Source organism: Herbaspirillum sp. GCM10030257, from assembly GCF_042666555.1.
In the GTDB taxonomy this organism is placed as follows: domain Bacteria; phylum Pseudomonadota; class Gammaproteobacteria; order Burkholderiales; family Burkholderiaceae_D; genus Noviherbaspirillum.
In genome coordinates this window covers 263,875-277,503 of sequence record NZ_JBHTDH010000006.1, presented here as the reverse complement: position 1 = coordinate 277,503, position 13,629 = coordinate 263,875, and the positions used below count along the sequence as shown (strand labels likewise).

Here is a 13,629-nt window from a genome sequence, read left to right as displayed (position 1 = left end):
TTATTCTTCTTCCGCCTCTTCAAGGCCGCTCAGTTCGTCGGCACGCTCCTGCGCGGAGCGCAGGTCCAGCGTGCCTTCATAGATCGACCGGCCACAGATCACGCCCTCGATACCTTCATCCTGCACGGCGCACAAGGCTTCGACATCCTTGACGTTGTGTACGCCGCCGGACGCGATCACGGGAATGGTCATGCTTTGCGCCAGCTTGACGGTGGCATCGATGTTGACGCCGCCCATCATGCCATCGCGGCCGATGTCGGTGTAGACAATCGCTTCGCAGCCATAGTCTTCGAATTTCTTCGCGAGATCGATCACTTCATGACCGGACAGCTTGCTCCAGCCGTCGGTGGCGACCTTGCCGTCCTTGGCATCGAGACCGACGATGATCTGGCCGGGAAAGGCGCTGCAGGCATCATGCAGGAAGCCGGGGTTCTTTACCGCCGCGGTGCCGATGATGATGTAGGACAAGCCATCATCGAGGTAGCGCTCGATCGTGTCGAGGTCGCGGATGCCGCCACCCAGCTGAATAGGGATTTCGTCGACGTCGTTCTCGAGTGCGAAATCGCGTACGACCTGGATAATGGACTTTACCGCCGCCTCGTTCTTGGGCTTGCCGGCAAAGGCGCCATTCAGGTCGACCAGATGCAGTCGTCGCGCGCCCTGTTGCAGCCAGTGTCGCGCCATCTGGGCGGGATCTTCGGAAAACACGGTGGCTTGGTCCATATCGCCCTGTTTCAGGCGCACGCAATGACCGTCCTTGAGGTCGATAGCAGGTATGAGCAGCATGGCTACATTAGTGTTGGAGTGAGGTTAATAAAATTTCCTGCAACGCAAACAGCAAACGACAACTTCTCACTGGAGTCACGGATTCCAGTGCACGAAATTCTTGTAAAGCTGCAAACCGGAGGCCGCGCTTTTCTCCGGGTGAAACTGTGTCGCAAAAATATTATCTTTGGCAACTGCGCAAGTAAACGGGGCACCATAGGTCGTTTCGCCTGCGGTATGTTCCGGATTTTCCGGCACAGCGTAATAGCTGTGCACGAAATAAAAGTAACTGTTGTCAGCAATGCCATTCCACAGCGGATGGGACATCGACTGCCTGACCCGGTTCCAGCCCATCTGTGGCACCTTGAAACGGGAGCCGTCTTCCTGCAACTGCCCATCCAGCCTGAAGCGTACCACCTTGCCAGGAATCAGTCCGATGCCGGGCGTGTTACCCTCTTCGCTCAGGTCGAACAGCAGCTGCTCGCCGACGCAAACGCCGAGCAGCGGCTTGCTGCGTGTCGATTCAATGACCGCCTCCTGCAGGCCTGACTCGCGCAGACAGCGCATGCAATCGGGCATCGCGCCCTGCCCGGGTAGCACCAGGCGATCGGCAGCCCGGATGTCGGCAAGTTCACCGGAAATCCGGACATCGGCTTCGGGTGCGACATGACGCAGTGCCTGCGCTACCGAGCGCAGGTTGCCCATGCCGTAATCCACTACAACAATCTTGTTCATGATGGGAATGTCAGTCGACGCATGGCGTTGTTACAGGCTGCCCTTGGTCGAGGGAATCGTTCCCGCTGCACGCGGGTCCAGTTCGATGGCCATGCGCAATGCGCGGCCAAATGCCTTGAATACGGTTTCGCACTGGTGGTGAGCATTCACACCACGCAGGTTATCAATGTGCAAGGTAACTAGCGCATGATTGACGAAGCCCTGAAAGAATTCATGGGTCAGGTCGACATCGAAGCCGCCGATCATCGCACGGGTGAACGGCACATTGAATTCAATGCCGGGACGTCCGGAAAAATCGATGACCACACGCGACAGCGCTTCATCCAGCGGCACATAGGCATGACCATAGCGGCGGATACCCTTCTTGTCGCCGACTGCCTTGGCAAACGCTTGACCCAGTGTGATGCCGACGTCTTCGACGGTATGGTGGGCATCGATGTGCAGGTCGCCCTTGGCTTCGATATCGAGGTCGATCAGGCCATGACGCGCGATCTGGTCGAGCATATGGTCGAGGAACGGCACACCGGTGTTCAGCTTTTGCTGGCCGGTGCCATCGATGTTGATTGCGACGCGGATCTGCGTCTCGTTGGTATTGCGGGTGACCTCTGCAACGCGGGACATGGACATGTTCTGTGTGGTACTCGTGTGCGTACGAAAGTTATGGAGCGAGCGATGCGGTTATGGCATCGAGTAATAGCTGGTTCTCTTCCGGCGTGCTGACGGTGATCCGCAAGCAGTTTTCCAGCAATGGATGCATTTTACCGACATTTTTGACCAAAACCTTCCGGTCTAACAATGCGGAAAACACATCGTTGGCATGAATCTTTTCTGTTTTGATACGCACCAGCAGGAAATTTGCTGCCGACGGGAAAACTTCTACGCCTGACAATGCGCCCAGCGCCGTTGCCAGGCGCGTTCGTTCCTCACGCAGGGATGCCGCCTGCGCGTCCAGCACATCGACGCGCTCCAGCACAAATTCGGCCGCCGCCTGGGTCAGTACATTGATGTTGTAAGGCGGACGCACCTTGTCGAATTCTGTCAGCAAGTCCTCGCTTGCAGACATGTAACCGAGGCGAATACCGGCCAGCCCGAGCTTGGAGACAGTGCGCATGACCACCAGATTAGCAAATTCCGGCAGGCGTGACATGAAACTGGCCTGCGCGAACGGCTGATAGGCTTCATCGACCACCACCAGGCCAGTGTCGCCGACAGCGCGCAGAATCGCGACCATGTCGTCGGCATCAAACAAATTGCCAGTCGGATTGTTGGGATAGGCGAGATAGGTGATTGCCGGCTTGTGTTGCGCAATGGCGTCGAGCATGGCCGCCTTGTCGAGCGACAGGTCGGCTCGTAGCGGCACGCCGATAAACTCCAGGCCGGCAAATTTGGCCGACATCGCATACATCACAAAACCAGGCGTAGGCGCCAGTACCTTGGCGCCGGGCTTGGCGCAGGCGACGGACAGGAGTGTAATCAGCTCGTCGGAACCATTGCCGAGCACGACGTCATATCCGGCCGGCACACCCAGCTGGACACAGATCATTTTCTTGAGCGCTGCGTAGGAAGGCACCGGATAGCGGTTCATCGCCACCTCGGCAAGCCGCTGGCCGAGTTCGGCGCGCAGATCCTCGGGCAAGTTATAGGGGTTTTCCATCGCGTCGAGCTTAACGAAGCCGGTCGCGTCCGGCACATGATAAGCGGCGAGTGCACGAACGTCGGGACGGATGATATTGTCGATCAGGGACATGGTCATGTTCTCAGGCAGCCTCGGGTTTATCCAGCTCGGCAAGGCGGTTTTCAATCAATTCACAATACTCGGGATTCAGTTCAAAGCCAACGAAACGGCGATTACAGCGCTTGGCGGCTACCGCTGTGGTGCCACTGCCCATGAAGGGATCGAGCACCACACCGCCCGGCGGACAGGAAGCCTTGAGCATGCGCTCAATGATTTCCAGCGGCTTTTGCGTCGGATGGTCGGCGCGCTCGCGATGCTCGCGGTGCAGGCGCGACACACTCCACACATCTTTGGGGTTATAGCCCATTTCCAGCCATTTGGCGCCAACGAAGATGGAACGCGAGCGTGCCTTCTTGGTTTCGGCATCATAGGGGATACGTACCGCGTCCAGGTCGAAGTAGTAATCCTTCGCCCTGGCGAAGAAACCAACCGTGTCGTGCACCGAAGAAAAGCGGCGGGTGCTGCCGCCCATCGACGGCACGCGGCGATCCCAGATGATTTCATTAATCATTGTCATGCGCTTTTTCAGCATCACAAAGATTTCCGGCGAGTAGCGCCAGGTCAAAAAAATGTAAAAGCTGCCATTGGGTTTAAGCTTGGGCAATGCCGCATCCACCCATTGCTCGGTCCAGTGCAGATAGGCTTCGGCATCGAGCTTGTCGGAGTCGTTGCCATAGTCCTTGCCGAGGCCATACGGCGGATCAGCGATCAGCAGATCGACGCTGGCGTCGGGAATACGCGCAAAGCCTGCCAGCGCATCCTCGCAAAACACGCGATCAAGCCAGGGCGTCACCTGGCTGCCTTCCACAGACGCGTGGCACCGGATCGAATCGTGATCATTTGAGGCGGAACTCTGCCGAAGCGGCGTGCGCCTGCAAGCCTTCGCCATAAGCGAGTTCCGCGGCGACCTTGCCCAGTGTCTGCGCGCCAGCTTCGCTGACATGGATGATGCTGGAGCGCTTCTGGAAGTCATACACACCGAGTGGCGACGAGAAACGCGCGGTGCGCGAGGTCGGCAGCACGTGATTCGGTCCGGCGCAGTAGTCACCGAGCGACTCGGATGAGAAACGGCCCAGGAACATGGCCCCGGCATGACGCACCTTGTCCGCCCATTGCTGCGGATTCTCGGCGGAAATCTCGAGGTGTTCGGCGGCGATCAGATTGGCGATCTCGCAGGCTTCGTCCATATCACGCACCTTGACCAGCGCGCCGCGATTGGTCAGCGAGGTGCGGATCACTTCCTTGCGCGGCATCGCGTCGAGCTGCCTGTTGATGCTGGCTTCGACTTTGGCGATGTAGTCTGCGTCCGGGCACAGCAAAATGGATTGCGCGAGCTCATCATGCTCGGCTTGCGAGAACAAGTCCATGGCCACCCAGTCCGGATCGGTGCTGCCATCGCAAATGACCAGAATTTCCGATGGTCCGGCGATCATGTCGATCCCAACGATACCGAATACGCGTCGCTTGGCGGCGGCGACATAGGCATTGCCGGGCCCCACGATCTTGTCGACCTGGGGAATCGTCGCGGTGCCATAGGCCAGTGCGCCGACCGCCTGGGCTCCGCCGATTGTGAATATGCGATCGACGCCGGCAATGGCAGCGGCGGCCAGCACCAGTTCATTCTGTACGCCATTAGGTGTCGGCACCACCATGATGACTTCCTGCACACCAGCGACCTTGGCCGGAATCGCGTTCATCAGCACGGAAGACGGATAGGCCGCCTTGCCGCCCGGGACGTAGATGCCGACGCGGTCGAGCGGTGTTACCTTTTGTCCCAGCACCGTACCATCAGCTTCGGTGTAGGTGAAACCGTCGCTGCCGGTCTCTTTCTTTTGCCGCTCATGATAATCGCGTACGCGCGTGGCAGCAGTCTGCAGCGCGACACGCCGTTGCGGTTCGAGGCTGTTAAGCGCGGCACGTAGCGCATCCTTGCCGATTTCCAGGCTGTCGACGGTGCGTGCTTCCAGCTTGTCGAAACGGTTGGTGTACTCCAGCACGGCAGCATCGCCGCGTGCTTTGACGTCAGCCAGAATCTGCGCGGCGGCGCGGTCGATTGCTTCGTCTTCGCTGGCTTCAAAGGCAAGCACTGCCGACAGCGTCGATTTGAAATCCGGTGCGGTGGAATCGAGTTTGCGAATCTGGATGGTCATGATGGTTACACCGCTTTCGATGCTGCTTCGAATGCTTGGAGAATGGGTTGCAGGCGCTCGCGTTTGAGTTTGAGTGCAGCCTGGTTCACCACCAGGCGCGACGAGATTTCCATGATGTGTTCGACTTCCACCAGGTTATTGGCGCGTAGCGTGCTGCCGGTACTGACAAGGTCGACGATCGCGTCGGACAGACCGACCAGCGGGCCGAGTTCCATCGAGCCGTACAGTTTAATCAGGTCGACGTGGACGCCCTTGGCCGCAAAGTGTTCACGTGCGCAATTTACGTACTTGGTAACAACACGCAAACGCGCCCCTTGGCGCACCGCGCTGACGTAATCGAAGCCGGCGGGCACGGCAACCGACAACCGGCACTTCGCGATGTTGAGATCGATCGGCTGATACAGACCCTCGCCGCCATGCTCGAGCAGCACATCCTTGCCGGCCACGCCGAAGTCGGCGGCGCCGTATTGCACATAGGTTGGCACGTCGGAAGCGCGCACGATGATGACGCGCACATCCGGATCGTTGGTTGGCAGGATCAGCTTGCGCGACTTTTCCGGATCCTCGGTCACGGTGATGCCGGCCGCCTTCAGCAGCGGCAGGGTTTCTTCGAAGATACGGCCTTTGGATAACGCCAGGGTCAGTTGCCGGCTCATTTATTTCACTCGCTGAATGTTGGCGCCGACGGCCGAAAGCTTGACTTCCATGCGGTCGTAACCGCGGTCAAGGTGATAGATACGATCGACCAGGGTTTCGCCTTGTGCTGCGAGCGCTGCGATCACCAGCGATGCGGACGCGCGCAAGTCGGTTGCCATGACCGGCGCGCCGATCAGTTTCTCGACGCCTTGCACAATCGCCGTGTGGCCGTCGATATCAATCGATGCGCCAAGACGATTGAGTTCCTGCACGTGCATGAAGCGGTTTTCAAAGATAGTTTCGGTCACGCGCGCACTGCCTTCGGCGAGGCAGTTGAGCGCCATGAACTGCGCCTGCATGTCGGTCGGGAAGCCGGGATATTCAGTGGTGCGGAAGCTGATCGCTTTCGGACGCGCCGCCATCTGCACGCGGATCCAGTTGGGACCGGTGGTCAGAATGGCGCCCGCTTCGCGCAGCTTGTCGAGCGCGACGTCAAGAATATCGCTGCGTGTCTTGTGAAGCGTGACATCGCCCCCGGCCGCCGCCACCGCACACAGGAAGGTGCCGGTCTCGATACGATCGGCAATGACGTCATGCGAAGCGCCGTGCAGTTTGTCGACGCCCTGGATCACGAGGCGATCGGTTCCGATGCCTTCGATCTTTGCGCCCATGGCCACCAGCAGGTTGGCCAGGTCGGTGACTTCCGGCTCGCGTGCCGCGTTTTCCAGCACGGTTTCACCTTCGGCCAGGGTCGCGGCCATCAGCAGGTTTTCGGTGCCGGTCACGGTAATCATGTCGGTGACGATGCGCGTGCCCTTCAGCTTCTTGGCCTTGGCGTGGATGTAACCAGCCTCGATCGTGATTTCGGCACCCATCGCCTGCAAGCCCTTGATGTGCTGGTCGACCGGGCGAGAACCAATGGCGCAACCTCCGGGCAGCGACACCCTGGCTTCGCCAAAACGCGCCACCAGTGGACCAAGCACCAGGATCGACGCACGCATGGTTTTCACGAGTTCATAAGGTGCTTCGCAGCTGCTGATGTCAGCGCCATTGAGCGCCAGGCGATCGTCATCCTGCTCGACGCGCAGGCCCATCTGCTTGAGCAGCTTGAGCATGGTGTTGACGTCCTGCAGATGCGGCACGTTGGACAGCTGCACGGTATCGCTGGTGAGCAGGCCGGCGCACAGGATGGGCAGTGCGGCGTTTTTGGCGCCCGAGATCGTGATGTCCCCGGACAGGCGATTGCCGCCGGTAATAAGCAGTTTATCCATTATTTCTGGAATTCTTCCGGAGTGAGTGTCTTCATCGACAAAGCGTGGATTTCCTCGCGCATGCGATCGCCGAGGGCGGCATAGACGAGTTGATGACGCTGGATCAGGCGCTTGCCGGCAAACGCATTGGAAACGATGACTGCGTTGAAATGTTGTCCGTCACCTTCGACTTCCAGGTGGGTGCAGTCGAGACCGGCGGCGATGTAGTTTTTGACAAGCTCGGGTGTGGGTAGCATGGTCTTACCTTTGTTGACCTTGACGGTCGTAATAGCGTAATCGCAATTGCAATCGCATTAGCAGCATTAGCAGCATTAGCAGCATTAGCAGCATTAGCAGCATTAGCAGCATTAGCATGGTGGCACGTGCCGCCTCGATGATTTCGGCGTGACGTCGATGTTTCTGTTCTGGTTAGTGGCGCAGCTTGTATCCATTCCTCAGCATGCGGATGGCAAACCCGGCCAGCATGATGAAAAATACGCCGACAATGAAGAAGCTGGTCAGCGGATTGATGTCGGACTGGCCAAAGAAACCGTAGCGGAAGCCGTCAATCATATAAAAAAACGGGTTGAAGTGCGATACCGTCTGCCAGAATGGCGGCAGTGAGTGGATCGAATAAAACACGCCGGACAGGAAGGTTGCCGGCATGATCAGGAAATTCTGGAATGCCGCCAGCTGGTCGAACTTTTCCGCCCAGATACCGGCAATCAGGCCCATGGTGCCAAGGATTCCCGCGCCAAGCAAGGCAAAAATAGCAATCCACCACGGCGCGAAAAAGCTGAGTTCAGCGAACCATGCGGTCACTAGGAAGACCCCGAGGCCGACAGCCAGCCCGCGCACCACGGCGGCCAATACATACGCGGCGAACAAGTCCCAATGCGATAGCGGCGGCAACAGGACAAATACCAGGTTACCGGTGATCTTGGACTGGATCAGCGAGGATGAGCTGTTGGCAAAGGAGTTCTGCAGCACGCTCATCATCACCAGGCCAGGCACCAGGAAAGCGGTATAGCGAACGTCCGGGTAGACCTGTACATGGTCTTCCAGCACATGGCCGAAGATCAGCAGGTACAGCATGGCGGTCAGGATGGGGGCCGTGATCGTTTGCGTTGCGACTTTCCAGAAGCGCAGCACTTCCTTATAGAACAGGGTCTGGAAGCCGGTCATTATTTTTCCCCTTCCATGATCTGGATAAACACATCTTCCAGGTCGGCCTGCTGCAGATGCATGTCGTCGATGACGGCGCCGGACTCGCGCAGCTTCGCCAGGATAGGTTCGACATCGGTATATTCATTGACCCGCAGCGTGTACTTGCGGCCGGAAATCAGTTCGTCCGGATGCGAGACCAACGGCTTGAGTTCATCCGGCAAGGTGCCCTTGGCCAGGTGCACGATCAGCTGCGACCCTGAGATGCGGCGGATCAGCGCGGATGTCGAGTCCAGCGCCACCACCTTGCCAGACTTGAGCATCGCAATACGGTTGCATAGTGCCTGCGCTTCTTCGAGGTAGTGCGTGGTAAGCACGATGGTATGGCCTTCTCGGTTTAGCCGCGAGATGAACTTCCATAGTGTCTGGCGCAGTTCGACGTCGACGCCCGCTGTCGGCTCGTCGAGCACAATGACCGGTGGCTTATGGACCAGCGCCTGAGCGACCAGCACACGGCGTTTCATGCCGCCCGACAACGCGCGCGTATTGGTATCGGCCTTGTTGGTCAGGTCGAGGTTGGCCATGACTTCGTCGATCCAGTCATCGTTCTTTTTCAAGCCGAAATAGCCGGATTGCATGCGCAGGGTTTCACGCACGGTAAAGAATGGGTCGAACACCAGTTCCTGTGGCACGACACCGAGCCGTTTACGCGCTTCGCGATAGTCGGTGACGACATCATGTCCATGGATGCTGACATTGCCGGAATCAGCGCGGATCAGACCGGCAATGATGGAAATCAGCGTGGTTTTACCGGCGCCGTTCGGCCCGAGCAGTCCGAAAAACTCACCGGCTTCGATGGAAAGGGATACGCCGCCAAGCGCCTGGAGCGACTTGTAGCGTTTTTCGACGTTGACAATTTGCAGAGCAGCCATGGCGGCTTGGTCATTTCAGGAGTGGGGCCGTTTCGCACGCCGGAGCAGCGAAACCATTGGCGGAACCCTTGATTATATTGGATTTCCGGGGTGGAAGCCGGAAGGCGACTGGGTCAGGTGGGGATCAATGATGCAGCAGGTCGCTGCGTTCGGCGGTAGTCCTCGATACGACTGAAAGGAGGCCGTCAGCGTCATACAATGCCACCAGGCTTTGCAGGTTGGATGGAAGGTTGCTGAAAGCAAGCGACTTGCCTGCTTTCCTGGCTGCGCGTTGCCAGGAAAGCATCGTGGCGACCGCTGCCGAATCCACGACGTTCAGCTCGCCGAGGTCAATCACTGATTGGCCGTCAGCGATGGCACGCAAACCGGCTTCGAGCACGGTTTGCGCATTATTGACGGTCAGAGTTAATCCGGGCCGGTACATGGAGAGATCTGGAATCAGGACTTGGCTGTCTTGGCTGCACTCGCAGCCAAGCGCTTGTTCTTGTCGGCCAGTGTCTTGATCAGGCCGTCGATACCGCCCTTGCCGATTTCGGCAGCAAAGTTGCCCTTATAGGTTTCCACCAGCCAGGCGCCAAGCACATTGACATCATAGATTTTCCACCCGCCCGGCGATTTTTCAAGACGGTAATTAAGCTGGATAGGGTCGCCGCCGCGCGGCTGAATGACCTGAGTTCGTACTTCGACATCAGTGTCAGACGGGTCGCCACGCATAGGTTTGAATTCCAGCTTCTGGTCTTTAACCTGCGAAATCGCGCCAGAGTAGGTATACACCAGCAGGGCACGGAATTCATTGGTCAGCTGTTTTTGCTGTTCCGGCGACGCTTCACGCCAGAAACGCCCCGCTGCCAAGGCAGTCATGCGCTGGAAATCGACATGCGGCAATATTTTTGCCTCGACCAGTTCGAGCACTTTTTTCTGGTTGCCGCCCTGAATGTCCTTGTCACTTTTTGCCGTGTCGATTACTTCCTGACTGATGCGCTTGATCAGCGCGTCAGGTGCTTCCTGGGCAGAGGCCAGCGGTGCAAACGCGAGCGCGCCGACCGTCAGGCTTGCAATGGCAAATATCTTTTTAAGCAGTTTCATACGATCCTGGATTAGGTTTAGACGGTGCCGTTGTGGCGACACGCAGGCACATAGTAAGAAAACGCGCGGCAAGGCAAATTAGTCTACTGCCGCGCAGGTTATTGTTTGGGCTCCGTCACCAAGGCGGTTTCAGCAGCTTTCGCCGCCGTGGGTGCTGTCGCTCCCATAGCCGCCGGGGCTGTTTCCAGCTTGACATCTTGTTCCAGTTTGACAACCGGCTTTTGTGCCGGTTCCGATGTGTCTGTATTCACAATGGAGCGTGTAGTCGCTGTGTCTTCAACAGTTGGGCCGACATCATTCTCATATTTAGACTCCGGAACTTCGCCATCATATACCTTGCTCTGGCGACGTTGCATATAGGCGTCACGGACAAATACATAACGGTCCAGCGCAGCTTCCTCAACCAGATTGGAAGCATCGAGTACGGCAGCACGCTGGTCGATGGCATAAGTCACGGAACCAATATTGCGTACATGCACCGGACGTTTGTAATGCCATGGATATCCCCAAGTGTCTAGCGGACGTACCACCGTATCACGCAGCGTCGAGGAACCAAGTATCGGCAATACCACGTAAGGGCCTGATGCAACTCCCCATTTCCCCAAAGTCTGGCCGAAATCCTCGTTGTGCTTGGTTAGCCCCGCTTCACTACCGATATCCAGAAGTCCACCGAAACCCATGGTGGTATTGACAGCAACACGCATCACGTCCGAAAAGCCATCCTCAACCTTACCTTGCAGGAAATTATTGACCCCGGTCCAAACGTCACCAAGGTTACCAAAAAAATTGTTGATGCCGATTTGCACAAATTCTGGCAATACATTGCTATACAGTTCAGCAGCCGGTTTGACTGCCGCCTGATCAATCGTGTCGTTAAAAGTGAACATCGCCCGGTTGAACGGTTCAAACGGGTCTTGAGGATTATTGGTCGAAGCGCAACCCGCAAGCAGCACCGCTGTAGCTAGTACGCTGACTTTATGTTTTAGGGCAGACATCATTACTTGTCGCCGTCCTTTCCTTCTGCCGCCTTGCTATAAAGAAACTGACTGATCAGATTTTCAAGCACAACAGCCGATTGAGTCATCTTGATCCGATCGCCGGCAGCCAAAATATTGGTATCGCCGCCCGGCTCAAGGCCTATATATTGTTCACCCAGCAAACCCGAAGTCAGAATTTTGGCAGACGAGTCCTTGGGAAATTTGTAACCGCTTTCCAAATTGAGTGTCACGACCGCCTGAAAAGTTTTGTCGTCAAAGCGAATATCTGCGACACGGCCCACCACCACGCCAGCGCTTTTCACCGGTGCGCGCGGCTTGAGTCCGCCAATGTTGTCAAATTTGGTCGTCACGGCGTATGTTGGCGCAAAAGACAACGAGCTCATATTGCCTGCCTTGAGAGCTAGGAATACCAGCGCCGCCGCGCCTAACAAGACGAACAGTCCAACCCACAGGTCCAATGATTTTCGTTGCATGCTCTTCTCTTACTATAAGTCCCGAAACCGGGAAGTAGATCCCGACTTGAGCAAAATTGTTTAAATGCTACGTTGATGCAGCATGCCGGTAGCGGGCTTGTGCTACTTCAATTGAACATCAGGGCAGTCAGCAGGAAGTCCAGCCACAGCACCGTCAGGGAGGCGATAACGACGGTGCGGGTTGTCGCTCGGGCAACACCTTCCGGAGTCGGTTGTGCTTCATACCCCTGGAATAATGCTACAAACGTTACTGCAAACCCGAAAACCACGCTTTTGATGACGCCGTTCGCAATGTCATTCCAGACATCGACGCCACCCTGCATCTGCGACCAGAACGCACCTTCATCCACGCCGATCAACTGCACGCCGACGATATAGCCACCAAACACGCCAACCGCGCTGAAAATGGCTGCTAGGATCGGCATTGCAATGACACCTGCCCAAAAGCGTGGCGCCACTATTCGCTGCAGTGGATTCACTGCCATCATCTCCATCGCCGAGAGCTGCTCGCCGGCCTTCATCAGGCCAATCTCGGCGGTCAGCGATGTGCCGGCGCGGCCGGCGAACAGCAGCGCGGTCACAACCGGCCCAAGTTCGCGCGTCAGCGATAGCGCCACCAGTAATCCAAGCGCCTGTTCCGAACCGTAGCGGGTCAGCGTGTAGTATCCCTGCAAGCCCAGCACGAATCCGACGAAGAGGCCGGAGACGGCAATAATCACCAGCGAATGATTACCGATGAAATGAATCTGGTCCGTCACCAGCCGTGGCCGGCGCAGTACGCCACCCGATGCGCCGAGGACGGCAAAAAACGATCGTGCGGCAAAACCGACATTACTGATCGATTCGCGCACCCAGCGCCCGATTCCGGCCAGAGCGTTCACAATCATTGGGACTCTCCTGGCAGGAAATCCTCGGCCAGCGAGCGTCCGGGATAATGGAAAGGCACCGGTCCGTCCGCTTCGGCATGCACAAACTGCTTGACGTAAGGATCGTCGGACGCGCGCATCTGGTCCGGCGTCCCGTGCGCCACGATCTTCCCTTGCGACAAGAAGTAAATGTAGTCCGCAATCAGGAAGGTTTCATGTATGTCGTGCGACACCACAATCGATGTCGAACCCAAAGCGTCATTTAACCGCCGAATCAGGTTGGCCGTCACTCCCATGGAAATGGGATCAAGTCCCGCGAACGGTTCGTCATACATGATCAGCTGCGGATCCAGCGCTACGGCGCGCGCCAGCGCAACGCGACGTGCCATGCCGCCGGAAATCTCGGCAGGTTTGAGGTGTGCGGCGTTGCGCAAGCCAACCGCATGCAACTTAAGCAACACGAGGTCGCGGATCAATTCTTCCGGCAGGCGCGTATGCTCGCGCAACGGAAAGGCGACATTTTCAAAGACGGACAAATCGGTAAACAAGGCGCCATGCTGAAACAGCATGCCCATCTTGCGGCGCAAGGCGTACAAGGCCGTCGTATTGCGTGGATTAACCGGCTCCCCGTCAACCGTGACCGAGCCTTTCTGCTGGGTGATCTGTCCGCCGATCAGGCGCAGGATAGTGGTTTTTCCGGAGCCAGATCCCCCCATGACCGCAATAACCTTGCCACGTGGGAAATCCATCTGGAGTCCAGACAAAATAGGTCGGGCGCCATAGGAAAAATGAAGGTCACGGATTTCGACAAGGTTTGGCACAACACAGATCTTTTACGC

General features: G+C 57.3%; 17 protein-coding genes. All 17 read right to left on the bottom strand.

Annotated elements, in window-relative coordinates:
• The 17 genes from hisA to ACFQUU_RS12030 all read right to left on the bottom strand — a co-directional run bounded on the left by hisA (nucleotide 1) and on the right by ACFQUU_RS12030 (nucleotide 13,611).
• Nucleotides 1–786: a 1-(5-phosphoribosyl)-5-[(5-phosphoribosylamino)methylideneamino]imidazole-4-carboxamide isomerase gene (gene hisA, locus ACFQUU_RS12110; protein WP_382247349.1), complete on the bottom strand. Its 786-nt coding sequence runs from the start codon at nucleotides 784–786 to the stop codon at nucleotides 1–3.
• Nucleotides 787–861: 75 nt separating this feature from the next.
• A complete protein-coding gene (gene hisH, locus ACFQUU_RS12105) occupies nucleotides 862–1,500 on the bottom strand; it encodes an imidazole glycerol phosphate synthase subunit HisH (RefSeq protein ID WP_382247347.1) in 639 nt (212 codons plus the stop codon).
• Between the two features lie 30 nt (nucleotides 1,501–1,530).
• Nucleotides 1,531–2,121, bottom strand: coding sequence for an imidazoleglycerol-phosphate dehydratase HisB (gene hisB, locus ACFQUU_RS12100; RefSeq protein ID WP_382247345.1), 591 nt, complete (start codon nucleotides 2,119–2,121; stop codon nucleotides 1,531–1,533).
• A 37-nt stretch (nucleotides 2,122–2,158) separates the two neighbouring features.
• Entirely contained in the window at nucleotides 2,159–3,247 is a 1,089-nt protein-coding gene (gene hisC / locus ACFQUU_RS12095; RefSeq protein ID WP_382247343.1) for a histidinol-phosphate transaminase, read from the bottom strand.
• A gap of 10 nt (nucleotides 3,248–3,257) precedes the next feature.
• Nucleotides 3,258–4,124, bottom strand: coding sequence for a DNA-methyltransferase (locus ACFQUU_RS12090; protein ID WP_382247341.1), 867 nt, complete (start codon nucleotides 4,122–4,124; stop codon nucleotides 3,258–3,260).
• Entirely contained in the window at nucleotides 4,072–5,385 is a 1,314-nt protein-coding gene (hisD, locus tag ACFQUU_RS12085; RefSeq protein ID WP_382247339.1) for a histidinol dehydrogenase, read from the bottom strand. Before hisD ends, ACFQUU_RS12090 begins: the two co-directional genes overlap by 53 nt.
• Before the next feature lie 5 nt (nucleotides 5,386–5,390).
• A complete protein-coding gene (gene hisG / locus ACFQUU_RS12080; RefSeq protein WP_382247337.1) occupies nucleotides 5,391–6,041 on the bottom strand; it encodes an ATP phosphoribosyltransferase in 651 nt (216 codons plus the stop codon).
• Complete coding sequence (gene murA / locus ACFQUU_RS12075; RefSeq protein ID WP_382247335.1) at nucleotides 6,042–7,292, bottom strand: UDP-N-acetylglucosamine 1-carboxyvinyltransferase; 1,251 nt, start codon at nucleotides 7,290–7,292, stop codon at nucleotides 6,042–6,044.
• Complete coding sequence (locus tag ACFQUU_RS12070) at nucleotides 7,292–7,528, bottom strand: BolA family protein (RefSeq protein WP_057289796.1); 237 nt, start codon at nucleotides 7,526–7,528, stop codon at nucleotides 7,292–7,294. Before ACFQUU_RS12070 ends, murA begins: the two co-directional genes overlap by 1 nt.
• A gap of 172 nt (nucleotides 7,529–7,700) precedes the next feature.
• On the bottom strand, nucleotides 7,701–8,456 hold the full coding sequence (locus ACFQUU_RS12065; protein ID WP_382247333.1) for an ABC transporter permease: 756 nt from the start codon (nucleotides 8,454–8,456) through the stop codon (nucleotides 7,701–7,703).
• Entirely contained in the window at nucleotides 8,456–9,367 is a 912-nt protein-coding gene (locus ACFQUU_RS12060) for an ABC transporter ATP-binding protein (protein WP_382247331.1), read from the bottom strand. The genes ACFQUU_RS12065 and ACFQUU_RS12060 overlap by 1 nt, the downstream gene beginning before the upstream one ends.
• A gap of 124 nt (nucleotides 9,368–9,491) precedes the next feature.
• Nucleotides 9,492–9,791, bottom strand: a complete 300-nt coding sequence (locus ACFQUU_RS12055; protein ID WP_382247329.1) for a lipid asymmetry maintenance protein MlaB — start codon at nucleotides 9,789–9,791, stop codon at nucleotides 9,492–9,494.
• 14 nt (nucleotides 9,792–9,805) lie between these two features.
• Nucleotides 9,806–10,453 (bottom strand): phospholipid-binding protein MlaC, encoded by a 648-nt coding sequence (locus ACFQUU_RS12050; protein ID WP_382247327.1) that lies wholly within the window; start codon nucleotides 10,451–10,453, stop codon nucleotides 9,806–9,808.
• Nucleotides 10,454–10,551: 98 nt separating this feature from the next.
• Nucleotides 10,552–11,451 (bottom strand): VacJ family lipoprotein, encoded by a 900-nt coding sequence (locus ACFQUU_RS12045; RefSeq protein ID WP_382247325.1) that lies wholly within the window; start codon nucleotides 11,449–11,451, stop codon nucleotides 10,552–10,554.
• Nucleotides 11,451–11,924 carry an outer membrane lipid asymmetry maintenance protein MlaD gene (gene mlaD / locus ACFQUU_RS12040; RefSeq protein ID WP_382247323.1) on the bottom strand — a complete coding sequence of 158 codons (474 nt, stop codon included), beginning with the start codon at nucleotides 11,922–11,924 and terminating at the stop codon, nucleotides 11,451–11,453. The genes ACFQUU_RS12045 and mlaD overlap by 1 nt, the downstream gene beginning before the upstream one ends.
• Nucleotides 11,925–12,031: 107 nt before the next feature.
• Entirely contained in the window at nucleotides 12,032–12,811 is a 780-nt protein-coding gene (mlaE, locus tag ACFQUU_RS12035) for a lipid asymmetry maintenance ABC transporter permease subunit MlaE (protein WP_382247321.1), read from the bottom strand.
• Complete coding sequence (locus ACFQUU_RS12030; protein WP_382247319.1) at nucleotides 12,808–13,611, bottom strand: ABC transporter ATP-binding protein; 804 nt, start codon at nucleotides 13,609–13,611, stop codon at nucleotides 12,808–12,810. Before ACFQUU_RS12030 ends, mlaE begins: the two co-directional genes overlap by 4 nt.
• Between the last annotated feature and the right edge of the window lie 18 nt (nucleotides 13,612–13,629).